This window comes from Shewanella sp. GXUN23E (genome assembly GCF_050865035.1).
In the GTDB taxonomy this organism is placed as follows: Bacteria; Pseudomonadota; Gammaproteobacteria; order Enterobacterales; family Shewanellaceae; genus Shewanella.
Map to the genome: position 1 here is coordinate 117,734 of NZ_JBOZWP010000010.1, position 17,652 is coordinate 135,385.

The 17,652-nt window shown below is 55.2% G+C and carries 13 protein-coding genes; 6 read left to right on the forward strand and 7 right to left on the reverse strand.

Going from position 1 to position 17,652, the window contains the following annotated elements; genetic code table 11:
• Nucleotides 1-148: 148 nt before the first annotated feature.
• Complete coding sequence (locus ACRRUX_RS10995) at nucleotides 149-2,788, reverse strand: molybdopterin-dependent oxidoreductase (protein WP_432530152.1); 2,640 nt, start codon at nucleotides 2,786-2,788, stop codon at nucleotides 149-151.
• A 549-nt stretch (nucleotides 2,789-3,337) separates the two neighbouring features.
• Here ACRRUX_RS10995 and ACRRUX_RS11000 point away from each other — a divergent pair.
• Both ACRRUX_RS11000 and ACRRUX_RS11005 read left to right on the forward strand, forming a co-directional pair.
• Nucleotides 3,338-3,463 (forward strand): hypothetical protein, encoded by a 126-nt coding sequence (locus ACRRUX_RS11000; RefSeq protein ID WP_432530154.1) that lies wholly within the window; start codon nucleotides 3,338-3,340, stop codon nucleotides 3,461-3,463.
• Nucleotides 3,464-3,785: 322 nt separating this feature from the next.
• On the forward strand, nucleotides 3,786-6,422 hold the full coding sequence (locus ACRRUX_RS11005; protein WP_432530156.1) for a TonB-dependent receptor plug domain-containing protein: 2,637 nt from the start codon (nucleotides 3,786-3,788) through the stop codon (nucleotides 6,420-6,422).
• 71 nt (nucleotides 6,423-6,493) lie between these two features.
• On the opposite strand, the gene ACRRUX_RS11010 is transcribed toward ACRRUX_RS11005, so the two are convergent.
• The 6 genes from ACRRUX_RS11010 to ACRRUX_RS11035 all read right to left on the reverse strand — a co-directional run bounded on the left by ACRRUX_RS11010 (nucleotide 6,494) and on the right by ACRRUX_RS11035 (nucleotide 11,791).
• Nucleotides 6,494-7,081 (reverse strand): DUF1415 domain-containing protein, encoded by a 588-nt coding sequence (locus ACRRUX_RS11010; protein ID WP_432530159.1) that lies wholly within the window; start codon nucleotides 7,079-7,081, stop codon nucleotides 6,494-6,496.
• 28 nt (nucleotides 7,082-7,109) lie between these two features.
• Entirely contained in the window at nucleotides 7,110-7,706 is a 597-nt protein-coding gene (locus tag ACRRUX_RS11015) for a LysE family translocator (RefSeq protein WP_432530161.1), read from the reverse strand.
• A 65-nt stretch (nucleotides 7,707-7,771) separates the two neighbouring features.
• Complete coding sequence (locus tag ACRRUX_RS11020; RefSeq protein WP_432530163.1) at nucleotides 7,772-8,812, reverse strand: lipase secretion chaperone; 1,041 nt, start codon at nucleotides 8,810-8,812, stop codon at nucleotides 7,772-7,774.
• A gap of 43 nt (nucleotides 8,813-8,855) precedes the next feature.
• On the reverse strand, nucleotides 8,856-9,785 hold the full coding sequence (locus ACRRUX_RS11025; RefSeq protein WP_432530227.1) for an esterase/lipase family protein: 930 nt from the start codon (nucleotides 9,783-9,785) through the stop codon (nucleotides 8,856-8,858).
• A 471-nt stretch (nucleotides 9,786-10,256) separates the two neighbouring features.
• On the reverse strand, nucleotides 10,257-11,078 hold the full coding sequence (locus ACRRUX_RS11030; protein ID WP_432530165.1) for a DUF2797 domain-containing protein: 822 nt from the start codon (nucleotides 11,076-11,078) through the stop codon (nucleotides 10,257-10,259).
• A gap of 218 nt (nucleotides 11,079-11,296) precedes the next feature.
• Nucleotides 11,297-11,791: a glycine cleavage system protein R gene (locus ACRRUX_RS11035; RefSeq protein WP_432530167.1), complete on the reverse strand. Its 495-nt coding sequence runs from the start codon at nucleotides 11,789-11,791 to the stop codon at nucleotides 11,297-11,299.
• 207 nt (nucleotides 11,792-11,998) lie between these two features.
• Between ACRRUX_RS11035 and ACRRUX_RS11040 the strand changes: the two genes are divergently transcribed.
• The 4 genes from ACRRUX_RS11040 (at nucleotide 11,999) to phoU (ending at nucleotide 17,598) form a co-directional block, all read left to right on the forward strand.
• Nucleotides 11,999-14,254 carry an ABC transporter permease subunit gene (locus tag ACRRUX_RS11040; protein WP_432530169.1) on the forward strand — a complete coding sequence of 752 codons (2,256 nt, stop codon included), beginning with the start codon at nucleotides 11,999-12,001 and terminating at the stop codon, nucleotides 14,252-14,254.
• Between the two features lie 39 nt (nucleotides 14,255-14,293).
• Entirely contained in the window at nucleotides 14,294-15,946 is a 1,653-nt protein-coding gene (pstA, locus tag ACRRUX_RS11045) for a phosphate ABC transporter permease PstA (protein WP_432530171.1), read from the forward strand.
• A gap of 34 nt (nucleotides 15,947-15,980) precedes the next feature.
• Nucleotides 15,981-16,799: a phosphate ABC transporter ATP-binding protein PstB gene (pstB, locus tag ACRRUX_RS11050; RefSeq protein ID WP_432530173.1), complete on the forward strand. Its 819-nt coding sequence runs from the start codon at nucleotides 15,981-15,983 to the stop codon at nucleotides 16,797-16,799.
• Between the two features lie 85 nt (nucleotides 16,800-16,884).
• Nucleotides 16,885-17,598, forward strand: coding sequence for a phosphate signaling complex protein PhoU (gene phoU / locus ACRRUX_RS11055; protein ID WP_432530175.1), 714 nt, complete (start codon nucleotides 16,885-16,887; stop codon nucleotides 17,596-17,598).
• Nucleotides 17,599-17,652: the final 54 nt, after the last annotated feature.

Genomic DNA, 17,652 nt, shown 5'->3' on the forward strand with positions numbered 1-17,652 from the left:
GATGTTTGGGTAAACAGGTCAGCGGCGTTGCAAGTCCGGCTCAGGCAAGCATAGAAGCATCTGCGAAGAAGGAACGATCTGATAACCCACAAAGAAAAGGCCGCTGACACAGGTGTCAGACGGCCTTTGGTCTCAACAAGACAGATGGCTATTGCTTGGCGTGAGATTTGAGGAACGACAACACCTCGGCCTGCTCATCCGGGCCTAAACCTGCCCGGGGGAACATGCTCTTGGTGATACCCTGCCACTGACGATAGGTATAGTCAGATGGCGTAGGTGCTGCGTGACACAAGGTACAGGAGTTATAGAACAGGGTTTCGCCCTTGGACTGCGCCTGTGCCTTGTGGCCGGTGACCGCTTTAATGGCGGCACCCAGACCCAGTTCGTCGATATTGAAAGGCTGTTTGGGCACTTCAATGACGGGTGGCTGATAGGCCATGTTGGGCGATTCCGGATCATCACATTTTTTCATCCAGGCCAGACAGGTGTTGGCCGTATTGCCCTGACTCAAGCCACTGGAAGGACGGGCCGAGGTCAGAATGTTAATGGCACCTGAGTTGCAGCGGCCTTTGCTGTCTTTCTGCAGCCAGGCGCCTTCATGGATATAGATAACACCGCGCATCACATTGTCAGCGACTTTGACTCCGGCCAGCAGCGCACCCCGATCGTTATATATTTCGACCAGATCGCCGGCTTTCACGCCGCGCTCTTTGGCATCTTCAGCGTTCACCAGCACATACTGGCGACCATCCACACATTCATACTTGTTCACATCGGCATTGGCCATTTGTGAGTGCAGACGCATCCAGGGATGGGGGCTGAGCACGTGCAGCTGACCCGGGCTGGCATTGCCCAGCCATTCGGTTGGCGCCAGCCACTGGGGCATAGGCGGACAGTCAGGCAGGTTGAAACCGGCGATGGTTTCACTGTACATCTCGATTTTGCCCGACGGAGTATGCAGTGGATTTTTGACCGGATCCTGATAGAACTCGCCATGGCGGACAAAGTTGTCGGCGCTGGCCGGTGTGGCCAGCTCAGTGATGCCTTTTTTCCAGAAACTGTCGAAGCTCTCGGTGGCATCTGAGTTTTTATAGGCGGTTTTCAGGTGCTCCATGTAACTCTTGCCGCCGGTATAGGCTTCCTGCACGTTGAACATAAAGGCCAGGCTGGAGAAGATGTCATAGTCGTTCATGGCATCGCCCATGGGCTTGATCGCCTGGCGCATGGCGTAAATCTTGTTGTTGGAGTAAGTGCCGCCCGAGGTCAGGTCGTTGCGCTCCAGAGTGGTGGTACTGGCCAGCACAATATCGGCGTAACGGGCAGAGGCGCACCACCAGGCATCCTGGCAGATAAAGGTCTCTACATGGTCATTCAGTGCCTGGATCAGTTCGTTGGTATTTTGCTGGTGGGAGAGCAGGTTATTACCCGCGGTATAGACCAGTTTGACGTTGGGGAAGGTCAGGGTTTCACCGTTGCGGGTGTAAGTTGAGCCGGGATTTTGCAGCATCTCGGAGATCAGCACCACAGGACAGCGGGTCTTGACCGGATTGCGTCCCTGGGACAGACCCACAGGCATTTTCTTGCCGGATACCGGCATACCGCCGTTACCATAGTGCCAGCTCAGACCAAAGCCCTCTCCGGGTTTACCAATTTTTCCGGCCATGGCGGCAAAGTTGATAATGGCCCAGTGCACCATTTCACCGTGCTGAGCCCGCTGCAGTGACCAACCGGCGCAAATCTCAGTTTTCTTGCTGACGATAAGTTCGGCCAGCGACTCAATTTGTGCTGCAGGAATGCCGGTAATCGTCGAGGCCCACTCAGGTGTTTTGGGTACGCCATCATCCTTACCCTGCAGGTAGGCAATGTACTTGTCGGCCCCTGTGGTGTACTTGTCCAGATAGGCTTTGTCGTACAGCCCCTTATCCAGCAAGTGGAAGGACATGGCAGTAAACAGCGCGGTATCGGTATTGGGGCGGATGTGCATCATCTCACTGCCCAACCCCTTGTCTGACTCGGTTTGCTGCGGGTTGATGGAGATAAACCTGATGCCTTTGTTGGCAAAGTCCTGCCAGTGCTTGTGCATTGAGTGGTCGGCCACCCGGAACTCAACCCGGTTGCATTTGAACGGGTCGCAACCGACAAACAGCATAAGTTCAGTATTCTTTTCAATAACCTGCCATGCAGTCTGGGGGGAATAAACTTCCAGATCACCGACAATATGGGGTAACAACACTTCAGAGGCTCCGGCGCTGTAATCACCGGCACAGGCGCTCTGGCCGCCAATCAGGTTAAAGAAGCGACCCTGCAGGGTTTGCGGGCGCATGATACCGGCATGGGACCAGCCATCATAGGACGCACTGAAAATAGCTTCATTGCCATATTTATTGATGGTGCGGGCGATGGCCATCGAGGTCAGCGCGATGGCTGTGTTCCAGTCAACCCGCACGAAAGGCTCTTTGCCCCGCAAATGCGGTTTGGTGTCACCCAGGGGATCGGCCAGATAGGATTTGCGCACCATGGGATACAAAATCCGGGTATCGCTGAAGGTACGGCTGATGATGCCTTCCAGCAGCATCTTGGTAGGCAGAGGATCGACCTCAGTGACCGGCTGAACACCAATCAGCTTGCCGTTTTTCACCACGGCATTGAACGGGCCATAGTGGGATGCCTGAGGAAATACCTGAGTGTCGTCGGCGAACACTTTACCGGCAGGGAAGAGCGTCAGTCCCTGGGCGGCTACCGCGGTTGCCAGTGCGGATTTGAGAAAGTCACGTCTGGATAACGACATTGAGCTGCTCCGAATTTGGTGGGACGCTGCAGACATCCCTTTGCAGAAGTGAAGTGTTACGCCTGCCTGCGGCGGAAACCAAAACCTGTTCGCTTCAATGCCGCGGGCAGAAAGAGGATTCCTGCATATTGACAGGACAATATGCGCAGGAAAGAAAGAGCGATAACCACAGTGCAGGCGCACTGTTAAGTTACTCCTGAGATGCGGACGCCTTAAGTGAACTTTTCCCCATAAACAGGAAATATCACCATTTACTGAATTAGTGGCAGTAACCACTGCAAAATAAATAGTTGCTATCCAAAAGGGGTAAACCTATCCGAGATGATGGATTAAAGATTGTTTAGCCTGTGAGCCCGCAACACCCCGCAAGCCTGAATTGAAGATTAAATAACCCTTTGAATTCACCGAATCGGCAGCGGCTTTGTATCGGCTTGATGCAACCATTAACTTGGGTTAACCATGCCGCGGTCCGGAAGATTTCAGATATCCCGGCGAAGGGGTAATTTATCGGGTGCTCACTGGCGAGCGTTATTAATAAGAGGTTTCCCCATGGAGTTCCTGACTGATCCCGGGATTGGTGAGTGCCTGATACGCGCCGGCTTGCGGTTTGAAGTCACAGAGGTTGATGAATGGCGGATTATCGAGGTTGCTGTAACGCCAATCAGCGCCGCATAACGGTATGAGTTGCAGGATAGCCGCAATAGCGATTTGCTGATAACCAGGGGGGCGACGTGCTGAATGTTCTCCGCTGACGAAACGCTGCGTGGTTAAACAAAGGCCACGCAGCAGGACGATTGTGCATTTTTTGCTGCGTTTTTTTGCCCGTCACCCTGGCTTGACTGCAACTTGCCAGCACTTGTATCAGCCTGGTGCAACAAGCCGGATTAACTGCTGTAAAAACCGCCTGTTATCCGGGTGATGTTGCTTTATCCCTATGATTGTCCTCTATAAAATCCTTGTCAGATTGCTTCCTCCAGATACCAATACAAGGATTATTATGCCATCCGTTCGTTTGTCGTCAGCACTGAGCCTGACGGCTCTGGCCATTCAGGGGCTGTTGTCTGCCCAGGCTGTTGCATCTCCCATGGAACGTATCGAAGTTACCGGCTCGCGCATCAAGCAGGTGAGTCTGCAAACCGCGACGCCGGTGCTCAGTCTCAGCCGTGAGGAAATGGCGGCCAAAGGCTTCAACTCCCTGCAACAGGCACTGGAAAACCTGACCCAGAACGCCGGTGGGGCGATGACCCAGCAGGAAGGCCTGGGCTTTACCCCGGCCTCTTCTGCCATCAATTTGCGTGGGGTGGGGATCAGCCGGGTGCTGGTGCTGATGGACGGTGTTCGTATGCCCAACTATCCGTTTGGTGCCAGTGGCACCGACAGTTTTGTGGATCTCGCCAACATCCCCCTGAGTGCCATTGAACGGGTGGACGTACTGCTGGGCGGCGCATCGGCCATTTATGGCTCCGATGCCATGGGCGGGGTGATTAACATCATTACCCGCAAGCACATTGACGCCACCTCGGTGGACTACCGCTTCAGCGACACTCAGGACGGCGGTTTGCGCCATCAGCAGCTGGCGGTTGCCACCGGCACCAAGACCCGCATCGGACACCTGAGTCTGGCGATGGAATATGACGAACGTCAGGCGCTGCATGCCAGTGACCGTCCGCAGTGGGGCACTGACGCGGTTGATGGCAACTATTACGCCGGTTACAGCTCCTTTGGCGCCAATCTGGTGGGCTTGAACGACAAGGGCAAAGAGGCCTTTGTGCAACAAACTCTGACCCAAAGTGAATGTGAAGCCAGAGGCTTTGTATGGCTTGAGCGAGGCGAGGGCAAAAGTCAGTGCGGTTATGATCGCGCCGCTGCGCGGGATCTGCTGCCCCAGAGCAAACGTGTCTCCGCCATGTTGTCGCTGAGCGGGGAAATTGCCGCTGAGCATCAGTGGTATGTGCGTGCCAATCTGGCCGATACCCGCTCGCGCACTGAGCTGGAGTCGGCGGTGGTGGACAATGAGCTGATTTTTACCGTGGCCGGCAATACGGTCACCGTGGCTGACAGCGCAGGCTGGGGGCTGTCCCAAAGTTTCGACAAGCAAACCGGCTTTGGCGGTGATTTCGCCACTGCAGCCGATGGCAGTTACAAGTACAAGCGCCGGCTGAATGACCTGGGACCGCGGGTGTCTGACTTTGACGGCAAAACCTATGATTTGGTGGCGGGATTGAGCGGCGCGCTCAGCGCTGATATCGACTATGACCTGTACTGGCACTATGGCCGTCAGCAGGTGACCGCGGCCTACTCAGGTGCGCCAACCGTGCATGGTGTATTCGATTATGTGACATCCGGTGAGCAGGGACAGTCGCTGCTGGCTCAATTGACGGCCAGCGATGCCGCCGCCATGAACTTTACCGGGATCAATGAGGGCATGTCGTCATTGCAGACCCTGCATGCCGGCGTGAGTGGTGATTCGCCCTGGCAGCTGCCCGGCGGCATGCTTGCCTTTGCCGGGGGGCTGGAGTTTTCACAGGAGCGCTTCTTTGATGACTATGACGATGTCTCCCGCAGTGGCGCCGTGATTGGCAAACAGGGCGCCAGTGCTGCCGGTGAAAGGGATCAGTATGCCGCTTATCTGGAAGCCCGACTGCCCCTGCATGAGCAACTGACTCTGACCCTCGCCGGTCGCTATGACTATTACGCCGACAGTGCCGTGGGCGGCGAGTTTTCGCCTCAAGTCGCGCTGGAATACCGTCCGCTGGATAGCCTGTTACTGCGGGCCTCCTGGGCAGAAACCTTCAGGGCGCCGGATCTGCATCGTCTGTATGGTGAGCCCAACAAGGGGTTTCGGGATCTGATTGACCATGATGGCAGCAAAGCCGAGCAGGTCGCCATCTGGAGCGGCTCCAACCCTGAACTGGAAGCCGAAACCGGTGACAATCTGAATCTTGGTCTGGTGTTCAGCCAGGGCGGCGTTGATGCCAGCATAGACTACTGGCAGGTAAACATTGAGGGCATGATTGCCAGCCCTTCTGCCCAGTACATACTTGATCATGAAGACATTTATGGCGATCGCGTGGTGCGCGATGCGGATGGCAAACTGGTGAGTATCAATTCCCGCGCCGTGAACATGTCTGCCAATGACTCAGCCGGTATCGATATGGCACTGGGATATCGTGTAGACACCCGGCTGGGACAGTGGGATATCCGCGCCCAGGCGACCTACCTGACCCGCTGGGAGCGGCGACTGACGCCATTTGCCGAGGTGATCGACATGCTCAATGATGAGGATTCAGTGCCTAAGTGGCAGGCCAATCTGGATCTGGGCTGGCAGTATGGTGCAATCGAGTCTCACATTTTGGTGGCGTATTTAAGTCCGATGAATGCTTACTATCAGGATAGATTTGTCGAAGCGGGTATGACTGAGGAATACGATGTGACCCTGGACAGTCACACTCAGGTGAACTGGAGTATGGGCTATCAGTTGAGTCAGGGCATCAAGTTGACCGCTGGCATTAACAATCTGTTTGATGCGCAGCCGGAGCTGGATGGCACCAGCCCGCAGTGGCCGCATTATCCAAGAAGTTTCTACAATCCTGTGGGGCGTGAATACTACGCCGGGATCAGCCTCAACTTCTAACCTGCACTGAATACCAGAAGGCCCGTCATGCGGGCCTTTTTGTTGCTCATCAGCGTCTGTGAACCACCGGCTTATGAGGGGCGACGACAACCTTCAAGCAGCAACTCAAAAAAGTTGCCGCCTTTGCGACGGGTAAACTGGATATTGCGCTCGGGGATGGCCTCCGGGTCTTGGTAGCCCTTCAGTGCTTCTGCCAGTGCCGACTCCCGGATGATGTGCAGCACAGGCAGCGGCGCGCGATTGGTGTAGTTGCTGGCATCATCCGGGGCGACACCATCGAAGCAATAATCAGGGTGGAAGCTGGCCAGCTGATAGACGCCATCATAACCCTGAGCTTCAAGCAGGGCGGTGGCGATATCCAGCAGATCCAGATAATCATCAAACTGCTCAACGCCTTGGGGGATGATAAACAAACTGGTGCTGAGCTCGGGATGAGCATCCATATGGCCGCATTCTTCGATAACTGCCATCAGGATTTGCTCAAGCTCTGCGCTTTGCGCGACACAGTAGCGCATATTGCCAGCGTCCAGATCCGGGCGGGCAAAGGGGCAGATGTTGTATTTGACGATAAAACGGCGAACCCAGTTCTCAGTCTGCTGCTGGGCATCAGCCAATGGCGTGGATGCCTGGGGGTGAACCTGGGGTGATTCAATGGTCATGGGATACCTGCTAATAATGGGGCCGGGATCAGTCCGGCAAAATAATCGGGATGATGGACAGCACCAGCAGTGCGGCCATAGCCAGGTTGAAGCGTTGCTGGCGGTGCGGTTTGTCCAGCAGGCGTTTGAGTGAGACTCCCAGTCCCAGCCACAGCAGGGCAGTGGGCACGCCGATACAGAAAAAGACTGCGCTGATGGTCAGTACCTGAGGCGTCAGGGCTTCATTCATACGGGTAAAGGCGCCCATGGCACCTATGGCCATCACCCAGGCTTTGGGGTTGACCCACTGAAAGGCCGCAGCCTGAAAAAAGCCCAGAGGCTTACTGCGTTTACGGGTTTCTATCCGGCTGCTGCTGGCCGCCAGTCGATAAGCCATATACAGCAGATAGGCGATACCCAGTGTCTTGATAGTGGTGTGCATCAGTGGCAGGCGCTGAAACACTTCGCTCAGTCCCAGTCCGACCGCCAGCACCATGGAAGGAAATCCGATACAGATGCCTGAGATCAACGGCAGACTGCGGCGAAAGCCAAAATTCACTCCTGAACTCATCAGCAGTATGTTGTTGGGGCCGGGTGTCACTGCGGTGGAAAACACGAACAGACACAGGGCAAGCAGCAGTTCCATTTAAAATAGTTTCGGGTTGTCAGGTACTTTACGGGAACCTGATTTTACCCAAGTAGGGCGGTTTGTCACTTAAATGCGGCTGAGCTTAACAATTCCGGGTGGCGTAAAAACACATCCAGCCGTTTCTGCTCAGACGGAGTGAACTCACGGGCCAGAAACTCAGTCAGCTGCTGCTCATTGATTTGCCCCTGTGCCAGCTGCTGTTTCAGGGCGATAACCTGATTGACCTGTTGCTGCCAGTGCTGATTGTCCTCGCGGAATTGGTCAAATCGCGTCTGCTGCTCGCTGCTGAGATCAGCGCTGAAACTGCTGCTCACGGCTGAATCAGTAAAGGCCTCGGTGATTGCCAGCGCCTGTTGGCTGGGCAGCAGGATTTGCCGATCCGCTTCCGGCAGGCTGTCCAGTTGCAGCCTTAAGGATTCGGCATCCTGAGCTGTGGGACTGCTCATACGCGCCAGCGCCTGCTCGTCGTAACGATTGGCATCAGCAAACAGCGCCGCAATTTCCTCATCGTTAAAAAAGTCATATTGCAGCCGGTGCGCCTGTCGCAAAAAGGCCAGAGTGTCTTCCCGGGTCAGCAAGCTGCCTACATCAGGTGCCTGTTGTTTGAGCTGCCCCAGCGCCATCAGATAATCACGATAACGGCTGAACAGATCAAACATGCTGGCGCGGTCGGCGGGAGAGAGTTGCAGCGCATCGGCCAGTTGCTCAAGCTCATACTGCAGCCGGGCATCATCCCCCTCGGCGGCGAGGATCAGATCATCGAAGCGCCATTTCAGTTGTTCACTCAGTATCAGTGGCAGATAGCTGGCTGGAGCTGTGCTGACAGTCTGTACCTGCCGGGACTGTGGTTCAGCATGCCCTTCCTGGTTTGCCTGATGCTGCTCCCTTACTGTTTTGGGCGACGCAGTTGAACCTGGCTGGGTTACCGGTACGCTTTGCAGGTAATACACCAGGGTCAGCGTCAGCAGCACGGGTAAGCCTGCCAACGCCAGCCAACGGCTGATGGGCACGGGATGAGGGCTTTTTGCCCTGTCAGTGTTTTTGGCCCTCTCAGTGCTTTTGGCTGGGGTTCTGCCAGATCGGGTTGCACCGGGTTTCAACATCCACTCTTTCCTCTACGCTTTGCTTTGAAAAATCGGCGCCGAATTACAGGCCGTGCTGCGCCAGTCGCTCAGCGTGCTGACGAAACAGGGTTACAGGATTGGTTTCAAACCAGCTGACCAGGCCAAATACCTGATTAACCTCATCCATGTGGTTCATCCGGTAATTATCGCGGATCACCTGGCCCAGGTGGGTACTGCAGCTGGCAACCAGGCCATCGTTGGGCTCGTTGAATACCAGCGCCGTCAAACTCAGGGGGTAGTCAGACAGGTCAAAGCCGTTGGTAAACACGCCTGAGCCTGACCAGGAAAAGTAGGCGACGCCGTTTTGCCACTTACGGCCTGAACCGCAGTAATAGCCGGGCATGCCTTCGGGATATCTTTGATTAAACGCCACTGAGCCGCGGGTAGTCAGCGACTCGGCCATCGCCAGTGCATCCTGTGGCGCGGCGGGATTGCCCGACAGGGTGGCGATGGCACCAGCCAGCCCTTCCATGCCGATGCGCACCAGCCACTCGGTGAAGGAGTCCGGGCGTATCTGGCCGCGCAGGAAGTCGGCAAAGCGGCTGCCCCAGTTAACACCGCCAATCGAGGTGACCGAGGCCACTATTTCGGGACTGACGCTGGCGACATATCTGGCGGTCGGGCCGCCGTGACTGTGGCCTATGATGTTGACCTTACTGGCACCTGAGTGCACCAGCACAGCCTGGATATATTGCCTGAGCTGCTCGCCACGCACTTCGGTGCTGTTGGCCTGTGATACCTGTGCCACATACACTTTGACGCCCATGGCCCGCAGGGTTTGCGGTATCCGGTAGAAGTAGTCCACGCCAAGCAGCGCATCAAAACCATAGATGCCATGTACCAGCACGATGGGGTATTGGGGGGCGGCGGCCTGACTTTGCAGCGGCAGGGCGAGCAGCAGCACCAGGCCTCCCAGCCAGGATGTCAGTCTTGGGTGTCGACGGGAAAACATATTCACAATTCAATCCTCTGTGTAAATGGTAAGGTTTGACCCCAGCGACCGCCGACTGCTGTTGATCTGTGTGCCAACCACATCTAAATGAAAATGTTGTAACGGGCAATGCCCATCAATACAGAGAGTTAAGTCCAAAGCCTGATGCAAGGTGCTGTTTCAAACAGAGGTTTGAATAAATTGCTATTGGCAAAACGTGGTTGCGACAGATTCCAAACTTCAGTGGGTTGCCCCAACATGGTTAGATTGATTTGGAATAATTGACTGGGATATTCGATTAAAGCGTGGTTTTGTGTTGAATGCAGGCGTTTACTGCTGTGCGGGTGCGGGTGCGGGTGCGGGTGCGGGTGCGGGTGCGGGTGCGGTCTGACTCAGGCAACACCTTGTGGCGATGAACTTACGCCACAAGTCTGCCGGCAACATCAAGGCAGGAAAACAGGCAATTAGCCAGCCTTCCTGCGCGTGGGCGGCTCAGTCGTGCTGAACCGTCACTTCATAGGCGGTGTACTTGCGGATATTGATAACGCCGGTATCAAAAATCAGGTACTGACCTTTGATGCCCATCAGGATACCGCCGGCAATCGGATCTTTATCCAGATTGAAGGATTTGACCTTGGTGGGGAAAGTCTCCACCGGGTAGTCGATGGCCTGAGTCTCTGCGCTCAGGGTTTCAATGGCGCTGGCGCCTTCCTGTTGCTGCAGCGTCTCGATACGCTCGTGGATTTGCGGCAGCAGCGCCTTGGCCTGCTCAGCCAAATCCAGGGGTTCGCTGTTGCCTTTGAGCATCGCCTGCCAGTTGGTTTTGTCTTTAATCAGTTTGGCCAGTTCCACTTCCACCATGCCGGACAGACGGCGGTTGGCCACTTTGAATATCGGCAGTCCCTGGGTGGCGCCCTGATCGATCCAGCGGGTCGGGATCTGGGTGTGGCGGGTAATACCTACTTTGATGCCTGAGGTATTGGACAGGTAAACATAGTGGGGCACAAAACAGTGGCTCTCGGCCCACTGCGGCTCGCGGCAGGTCCCCTGTGCAAAATGGCAGGTTTCCGGCTTCATGATGCACATGTCACAGCTGGCCAGCTTTTGCATGCACACATAACAGTGGCCCTGGGAGTAACTTTTTTTGGTCTTTTTACCGCAATTGCAGCAATAGATATTGCCGGAATAGATGAGCGACAGGGATTTGCCGATCAGCGGATTGAGGGACAGCAATTGTTCGCCTACCGGCAATTGATACTGGACCTGCGCATTATCATCAAGATGAGTGCGCATCTTGGAAAGGGTGCCTTGCATTGTGTTCACTCTTGGTTCTTTGGCGATTGCGATCAGCCGTTTTCAGGCTGTCAGTGTGCCGAGTGTACCAGAAACTCCCGGTAATTAAGGATGTTATCTTTTAACCGCTCGGGGCGTGCCCTGCGCGGCAGGGATGGTCACCTGATATTGAAGCACTCAGTTAATCAGTGAGACATGTCAGGGAGGCCCGGCCTCCCGTGTTGTCCTCGCCAGGCGTGTCAGACTTTATCCAGAATCACATCATCCCCGAGTTCATATAGTGCCTGACGCAATGCATCCTCTTGCCGCTTGTCTGCCATCCCAAGCCCAAAACTGGCTTTGAATAACGGCACGCCTGTGTGCCCGGCGGCGTCATACTGGCTGCTGAATTGCTCGATATTAATGCCAAGCTTGTTGATTTTATTTGAGATATCCAGTACTAATCCCGGTCTGTCGTAAGCAACAAACTGGAAGTTGCAGCGGTATTGAGGGGCCGGATGGCTGGAGAGTTTGCAGTGAGTGAGGGTTAACCCCTCGATACACTCAATATTTTCGACCAATTCATCCCATTTCAGTGCGGGAACTTCCACAACCAGCATGGCTGCAAAGACACCGTCGATGTGGCGCATCTCTGAGTCGAGCCAGTTTCCTCCATGACGACTGACGGCGTGAGCCAGTTGTTCAACCAATCCTTGTCTGTCCGGTGCCTGCAACGTAATGAGGTATCGCAGCATAAAGGTACTCCTGTACTGAATTCATGGGCTGTGTAACAAAGCTGTCATATTGGCGTCATATACTTGCGGCCACATCAAGGTTATAACCGTTTCTGGCGGTGGCCGTTACGCCTTATAGGTAACACAGCGTCTGCCACAATCCCAGAAAAAAGCGATATAGAACACGTGTCAGAACATGGACTAATACCAATACACCAGGGGTATTAAATGGAGCAAAGTTTGCCAAGGGCTGCCAATTCCATCTTAAAGGCCGGGCACAGAACCAGTCGCCGGGCCTTCACCGATAAAGCGACCGCCGTGGGGGTAACCCTCGGCGGCATTATGGTATTTGTCGCTTTGCTGCTGATCTTCTTCTACCTGCTGTATGTGGTTAAGCCCATCTTTGATGGCGCCACAGTGACGCCTGTGACTGAAGTCAGCTACCAGCAAACCCGCAGCCCGGCAATGATGGTCGGCAGTGATGAGCAGAATGAAATTCTGTTTCGGGTGGCCAGTTCCGGCATGGTGGAATTTTACCGCGCCATCGATGGTGTGCATCTGGGGGATTTTGCCCCGAGCTTGCCTGAGGGCGTCACAGTCACCAGTGCCGCGGTTGCCTCGGCTGCAGAGCAGAAATATGCGCTGGGCCTGAGCAACGGCGGCGTGCTGCTGGTGCGGGTAGAGTTTGGTGTGACTTATCCGGGCAACGTGCGCTTGATTACACCCAGACTCAAATACCCGGAAGGTGAAAAACCTCTGATGGTGACTGAGGATGGCTTCGCGGTAACCAATCTGGCCTTTGGTTACAGCAGCAATAAAATGACCTTTGCCTACCGTGACAGTGCCGGTGTGTGGATGGTTAACCGCATGAATGGCGAAGAGAATATGCTCACCGAAGAAGTGGAGTGGAGCAGCAATCGCGAGGTTATTCCGGATACCCCAAAAATTGTGCGCCAGCAACTGATGACGCCGGATCAGCGCCAGCTGATGCTGCAAAGTGGCAACAAAATTTTTGTGTACGACATTCGTTATCTGGATGAGCTGCGTCTGCTGCAGGTCATCGATGTTGAAGAGCAGAACACCAAAGTCACCAATGTCAGCCTGCTGGCCGGCGCCAGTTCAATTCTGGTGAGCTATGACAATGGCAGGGTGTCGCAGTATTTCCAGGTTAACAGCGAAAAAGGCCGATTGTACCGTCAGATCCGTGATTTCAGTGCCGGCGGTCCGGTGGCGGGCATTGCCCCTGAGTTTTTCCGCAAGAGCTTTGTGACCATCACCCCCTCAGGAGAGCTGTCGCTGCACTATGCCACCAGTGAGCGGGATCTGTTTGACGAGACCTTCAGCACATTGAAAGATACCCGGGCGCTGGGGTTCAGTCCCCGAGCCAATGCGCTGGTGGTGGACGCCGGCGACAAGCTGCATCTGCTGAAAGTGGAAAATGAGCATCCGGAAGTTTCCTGGAGCGCCCTGTGGCAGAAGGTATGGTATGAAGGCTATCCCGAACCTCAGTACGTCTGGCAGTCCACCTCGGGCTCTGACGATTTTGAAGCCAAGCTGAGTCTGATGCCGCTGGTGTTCGGCACCATGAAAGCAGCGTTTTATGCCATGTTGTTTGCCGTGCCGCTGGCGATTGCCGGTGCAGTGTATACCGCCTATTTCATGTCGCCCAAAGTCCGTGGTTTTGTAAAGCCCACAGTCGAAATTATGGAGGCGCTGCCGACCGTGATCCTCGGCTTCCTCGCCGGTCTGTGGCTGGCACCGCTGGTGGAAGAGCACTTGCCCGGCATGATCCTGCTGCTTATCCTCCTGCCGGTCACCATCCTGGGAACCGGGATACTCTGGCAATTGCTGCCATCGCCGCTGAAAATCAGGCTGCCGGAAGAGTTCAAGGAGCTGTTTCTGGTGCCCATTATCTGTGTGGTGGGCTGGGCGGCTTTTGAGTTCAGTCCGCTGCTGGAGCTGTGGCTGTTTAATGGTGACACCCGCATGTATATCACCAACGAGCTGGGCATCACTTTTGATCAGCGTAATGCGCTGGTGGTTGGCGTCGCCATGGGCTTTGCGGTTATCCCGACTATTTTCTCCATCGCCGAAGACGCGGTGTTTTCCGTGCCCCGTCATCTGTCCAATGGCTCACTGGCGCTGGGCGCAACTCCCTGGCAGACATTGACGCGGGTGGTGCTTTTGACCGCCAGCCCCGGGATTTTCTCGGCGGTGATGATGGGCCTTGGCCGCGCTGTGGGGGAGACCATGATTGTACTGATGGCTACCGGCAATACCCCGATTATGGAGTGGAGCGTGTTTGAAGGCATGCGCACCCTGGCAGCGAATATTGCGGTGGAAATGCCGGAATCGGCCATCGGCAGTACTCACTACCGGGTGCTGTTCCTGGCGGCCTTCGTGCTGTTTGTGTTTACCTTCTTCTTTAACACCCTGGCTGAAGTGGTAAGACAGCGTCTGCGTGAACGCTACAGTTCGCTGTAAGCATTTTCTGTAAGAACTCGAACGAACGAGGTTATCGGAATGGGTAAATGGTTTAAGTCAGGCTCTCCCTGGATTTGGATGACTGGGGGCGCGGTCAGCCTGAGTTTGATTGCCGTATTGGGGTTGTTGTTGCTGATCGCCTGGCGTGGGCTCAGTTACTTCTGGCCTGCGGAGATCTATCAGTGGCAACTGCGTGACAGCAGTGGTGTGGAATCCACGCTGATAGGCCAGATCTATGATCAGGAGCAGGTACCTACGGCGCGCCTGGAGTCAGCCGGCTTTCATTTCAACCCTTATCCGGGCGAATTTGTGACCCGTTATCTGGTAAAAACCGGTAACCGCGAATATGTCGGGCTGGATTTTCGCTGGGTTCTTGCCACCGATATCGTGGAGCAATCCAAACCGGCCGATCTCGCGGTGTTTGAACGCACTAAAAACGGCAATTTCTATGGCTATCCGGTAGCGGTAATAGAGGCGGGCAAACGTCTGGAGACGGGCAATCTGACCCAGACCCTGGCGGAGCATATCGAGCGGGCGGTGTCGCTCAACGCCGACGCCATGACGTTGCAGAAGCAGGATATCGGCGCCATCAACTATCAGCTGGAGCGGCTGCGTCTCAAAGAGCGTCGCTATGAGCTGGACGGCGAGCTGACTGACACCCGCAAAACCGAGCTGCAACTGCAGCGGGATGCGCTCAATGCCGATTATCAGGTGCTGGAGAAAGAGCTGTTTGAACTGCGCGAAGCGGCCGGGCGTGATGCCGTGGTGGTACGGGATATGCGCGGTGAAGAGGTGACGCTGAATCTGTCACAAATCCTGGATGTGACTTACCCCAATGACATGGGGTTAATGGCCAAAATAGGCCATTGGTTCAAGAGTGTCGGTGGCTTCATTATGGATGATCCCCGCGAAGCCAATACCGAGGGTGGGGTGTTCCCGGCGATTTTCGGTACCGTGTTTATGGTGCTCCTGATGGCCATTATTGTGACGCCATTCGGGGTAATTGCTGCCATTTATCTGCATGAGTATGCCAAAAAGGGCCCGGTCACCAAGATGATCCGCATTGCGGTGATCAATCTCGCCGGGGTGCCATCCATTGTCTATGGCGTGTTTGGTCTGGGGTTCTTCGTTTATATGCTGGGGGGCTCGCTGGATCAGCTGTTTTATCCTGAGGCCCTGCCATCACCGACCTTTGGCTCGCCCGGAGTGATCTGGTCAGCCCTGACGCTGGCTATCCTGACGCTGCCGGTAGTGATTGTCTCCACCGAAGAGGGATTGTCGCGTATCCCCAGTGCGGTGCGTCAGGGCAGTCTGGCGCTGGGCGCCACCAAGGCGGAAACCCTGTGGCGCATTGTCATCCCCATGGCCAGCCCGGCGATTATGACCGGCCTTATTCTGGCGGTGGCCCGTGCGGCCGGTGAAGTGGCACCTTTGATGCTGGTCGGGGTGGTTAAACTGGCGCCTACCTTGCCCATCGACATGAATTTCCCCTTTGTGCATCTGGAGCGCAAGTTCATGCACCTGGGGTTCCATATCTATGATGTGGGTTTTCAAAGTCCCAATGTGGAAGCGGCGCGACCTTTGGTATATGCGACCTCGTTTTTGCTGGTGACTGTGATTGTGACGCTGAACCTGACGGCCATCAGCGTGCGTAATCATCTGCGCGAGAAATTCCGCGCCCTTGAACATTAATCCGTAGCCGTATTATCAAGTGATGGTAGAGCAAATGATTTCAATAGATACCCAAGCTATCAAAGCGGACAGACAGGATCTGGCAACACTGAGCGAAGCCCAGACCGCGCTGGAGATCCGTAATCTGGATTTGAAATACGGTGACAAGCAGGCGCTGTTTAATGTGTCGATGAAGATCCCGCGTAATCAGGTGACCGCGTTCATCGGTCCGTCCGGTTGCGGTAAATCGACCTTGCTGCGCTGTATCAACCGTATGAATGATTTGGTGGATCACTGTCATATCAGCGGTGAGATCCTGCTGCACGGCCAGAATATCTACGACAGAAGCGTGGATGTGGCGGCACTGCGTCGCAACGTGGGTATGGTGTTTCAGCGCCCCAACCCGTTTCCCAAATCGATTTATGAGAATGTGGTTTACGGCCTGCGACTGCAGGGCATCAACAACCGCCGCGAGCTGGATGAAGCCTGTGAGCGTTCACTGCGCGGCGCGGCCATCTGGGACGAAGTGAAAGACCGACTGCACGATAACGCCTTCGGCCTGTCCGGTGGTCAGCAGCAGCGTCTGGTGATCGCCCGGGCAATCGCCATTGAGCCGGAAGTCCTGCTGCTCGATGAACCCACTTCAGCGCTGGACCCTATTTCCACCCTGACTATTGAAGAGCTTATTTCTGAGTTGAAAGCCAAATATACCGTGGTGATCGTGACTCACAATATGCAGCAGGCGGCGCGGGTGTCGGATCAGACTGCCTTTATGTACATGGGTGAGCTGGTGGAATATGCCGATACCAATACCATATTTACCACGCCGAAAAAGCGCCGGACTGAGGACTACATCACAGGTCGTTACGGCTAAGGTTGGCCGCAGGCCGGTGAAAGGACAGGGATGGCTGGTGGTAGCGGGCTGTCTGGAGTAGAGTGAGCAAAAGGTTTGAATGTCGATGGAAAACATGAATCCGAACAAACATATATCTGGCCAGTTTAATGCTGAACTGGAAGATATCCGCAACCGTGTGCTGGCCATGGGCGGGTTGGTGGAAAGCCAGCTGGAGCAGGCGCTGGATGCGCTCGGCAGTCTGGATGCCGAGCTGGCGCAGAAAGTGATTTCCGGCGATCACAAAGTCAATGGCATGGAAGTGTCCATCGATGAGGAGTGCACCCGCATCATCGCCAAGCGACAGCCCGCCGCCAGCGATTTGCGCCTTATCATCACTATCACCAAAAGCATTACCGATCTGGAGCGCATCGGTGATGCCTGTGTGCGTATCGCCAAGGCGGCAGTGGAAAAGCGCGGTAACAATCAGCGCCCCCTGCTGGTCAGTATTGAAAACATGGGACGGCACGCCACCCGCACCCTGCACAGCACGCTGGACGCACTGGCTCGGATGGACGCCGAAGCAGCGCTGGAGCTGCACAAACAGGATGCCCGGCTGGATAAAGAGTACGAAGGTATTATCCGTCAGCTGATGACCTATATGATGGAAGATCCCCGCTCTATCCCGGAAGTGCTGGATGTATTGTGGGCCGCCCGTGCCGTTGAACGGGTAGGGGATCGCTGTAAAAACATCTGTGAGTACGTCATCTATTACGTCAAAGGCAAGGATGTCCGCCATACCTCCTATGAGGATATGGAAAAGGACCTGCGTCAGGAGTAATGACGATTTTCCCTTTATCCCCATGTGGCCTTCGGTCCTTCTGACTTAGTGCCA

Bases quoted from the DNA above. Each gene is read 5' to 3' on its own strand.
- ACRRUX_RS11020 (WP_432530163.1), bottom strand. From the start codon at position 8,812: ATGTTGAAACCCGGTGCAACCCGATCTGGCAGAACCCCAGCCAAAAGC.
- ACRRUX_RS11000 (WP_432530154.1), top strand. From the start codon at position 3,338: ATGGAGTTCCTGACTGATCCCGGGATTGGTGAGTGCCTGATACGCGCC.
- pstA (WP_432530171.1), top strand. From the start codon at position 14,294: ATGGGTAAATGGTTTAAGTCAGGCTCTCCCTGGATTTGGATGACTGGG.
- ACRRUX_RS11010 (WP_432530159.1), bottom strand. From the start codon at position 7,081: ATGACCATTGAATCACCCCAGGTTCACCCCCAGGCATCCACGCCATTG.
- phoU (WP_432530175.1), top strand. From the start codon at position 16,885: ATGGAAAACATGAATCCGAACAAACATATATCTGGCCAGTTTAATGCT.
- ACRRUX_RS10995 (WP_432530152.1), bottom strand. From the start codon at position 2,788: ATGTCGTTATCCAGACGTGACTTTCTCAAATCCGCACTGGCAACCGCG.
- ACRRUX_RS11030 (WP_432530165.1), bottom strand. From the start codon at position 11,078: ATGCAAGGCACCCTTTCCAAGATGCGCACTCATCTTGATGATAATGCG.
- pstB (WP_432530173.1), top strand. From the start codon at position 15,981: ATGATTTCAATAGATACCCAAGCTATCAAAGCGGACAGACAGGATCTG.
- ACRRUX_RS11005 (WP_432530156.1), top strand. From the start codon at position 3,786: ATGCCATCCGTTCGTTTGTCGTCAGCACTGAGCCTGACGGCTCTGGCC.
- ACRRUX_RS11040 (WP_432530169.1), top strand. From the start codon at position 11,999: ATGGAGCAAAGTTTGCCAAGGGCTGCCAATTCCATCTTAAAGGCCGGG.
- ACRRUX_RS11015 (WP_432530161.1), bottom strand. From the start codon at position 7,706: ATGGAACTGCTGCTTGCCCTGTGTCTGTTCGTGTTTTCCACCGCAGTG.
- ACRRUX_RS11025 (WP_432530227.1), bottom strand. From the start codon at position 9,785: ATGTTTTCCCGTCGACACCCAAGACTGACATCCTGGCTGGGAGGCCTG.
- ACRRUX_RS11035 (WP_432530167.1), bottom strand. From the start codon at position 11,791: ATGCTGCGATACCTCATTACGTTGCAGGCACCGGACAGACAAGGATTG.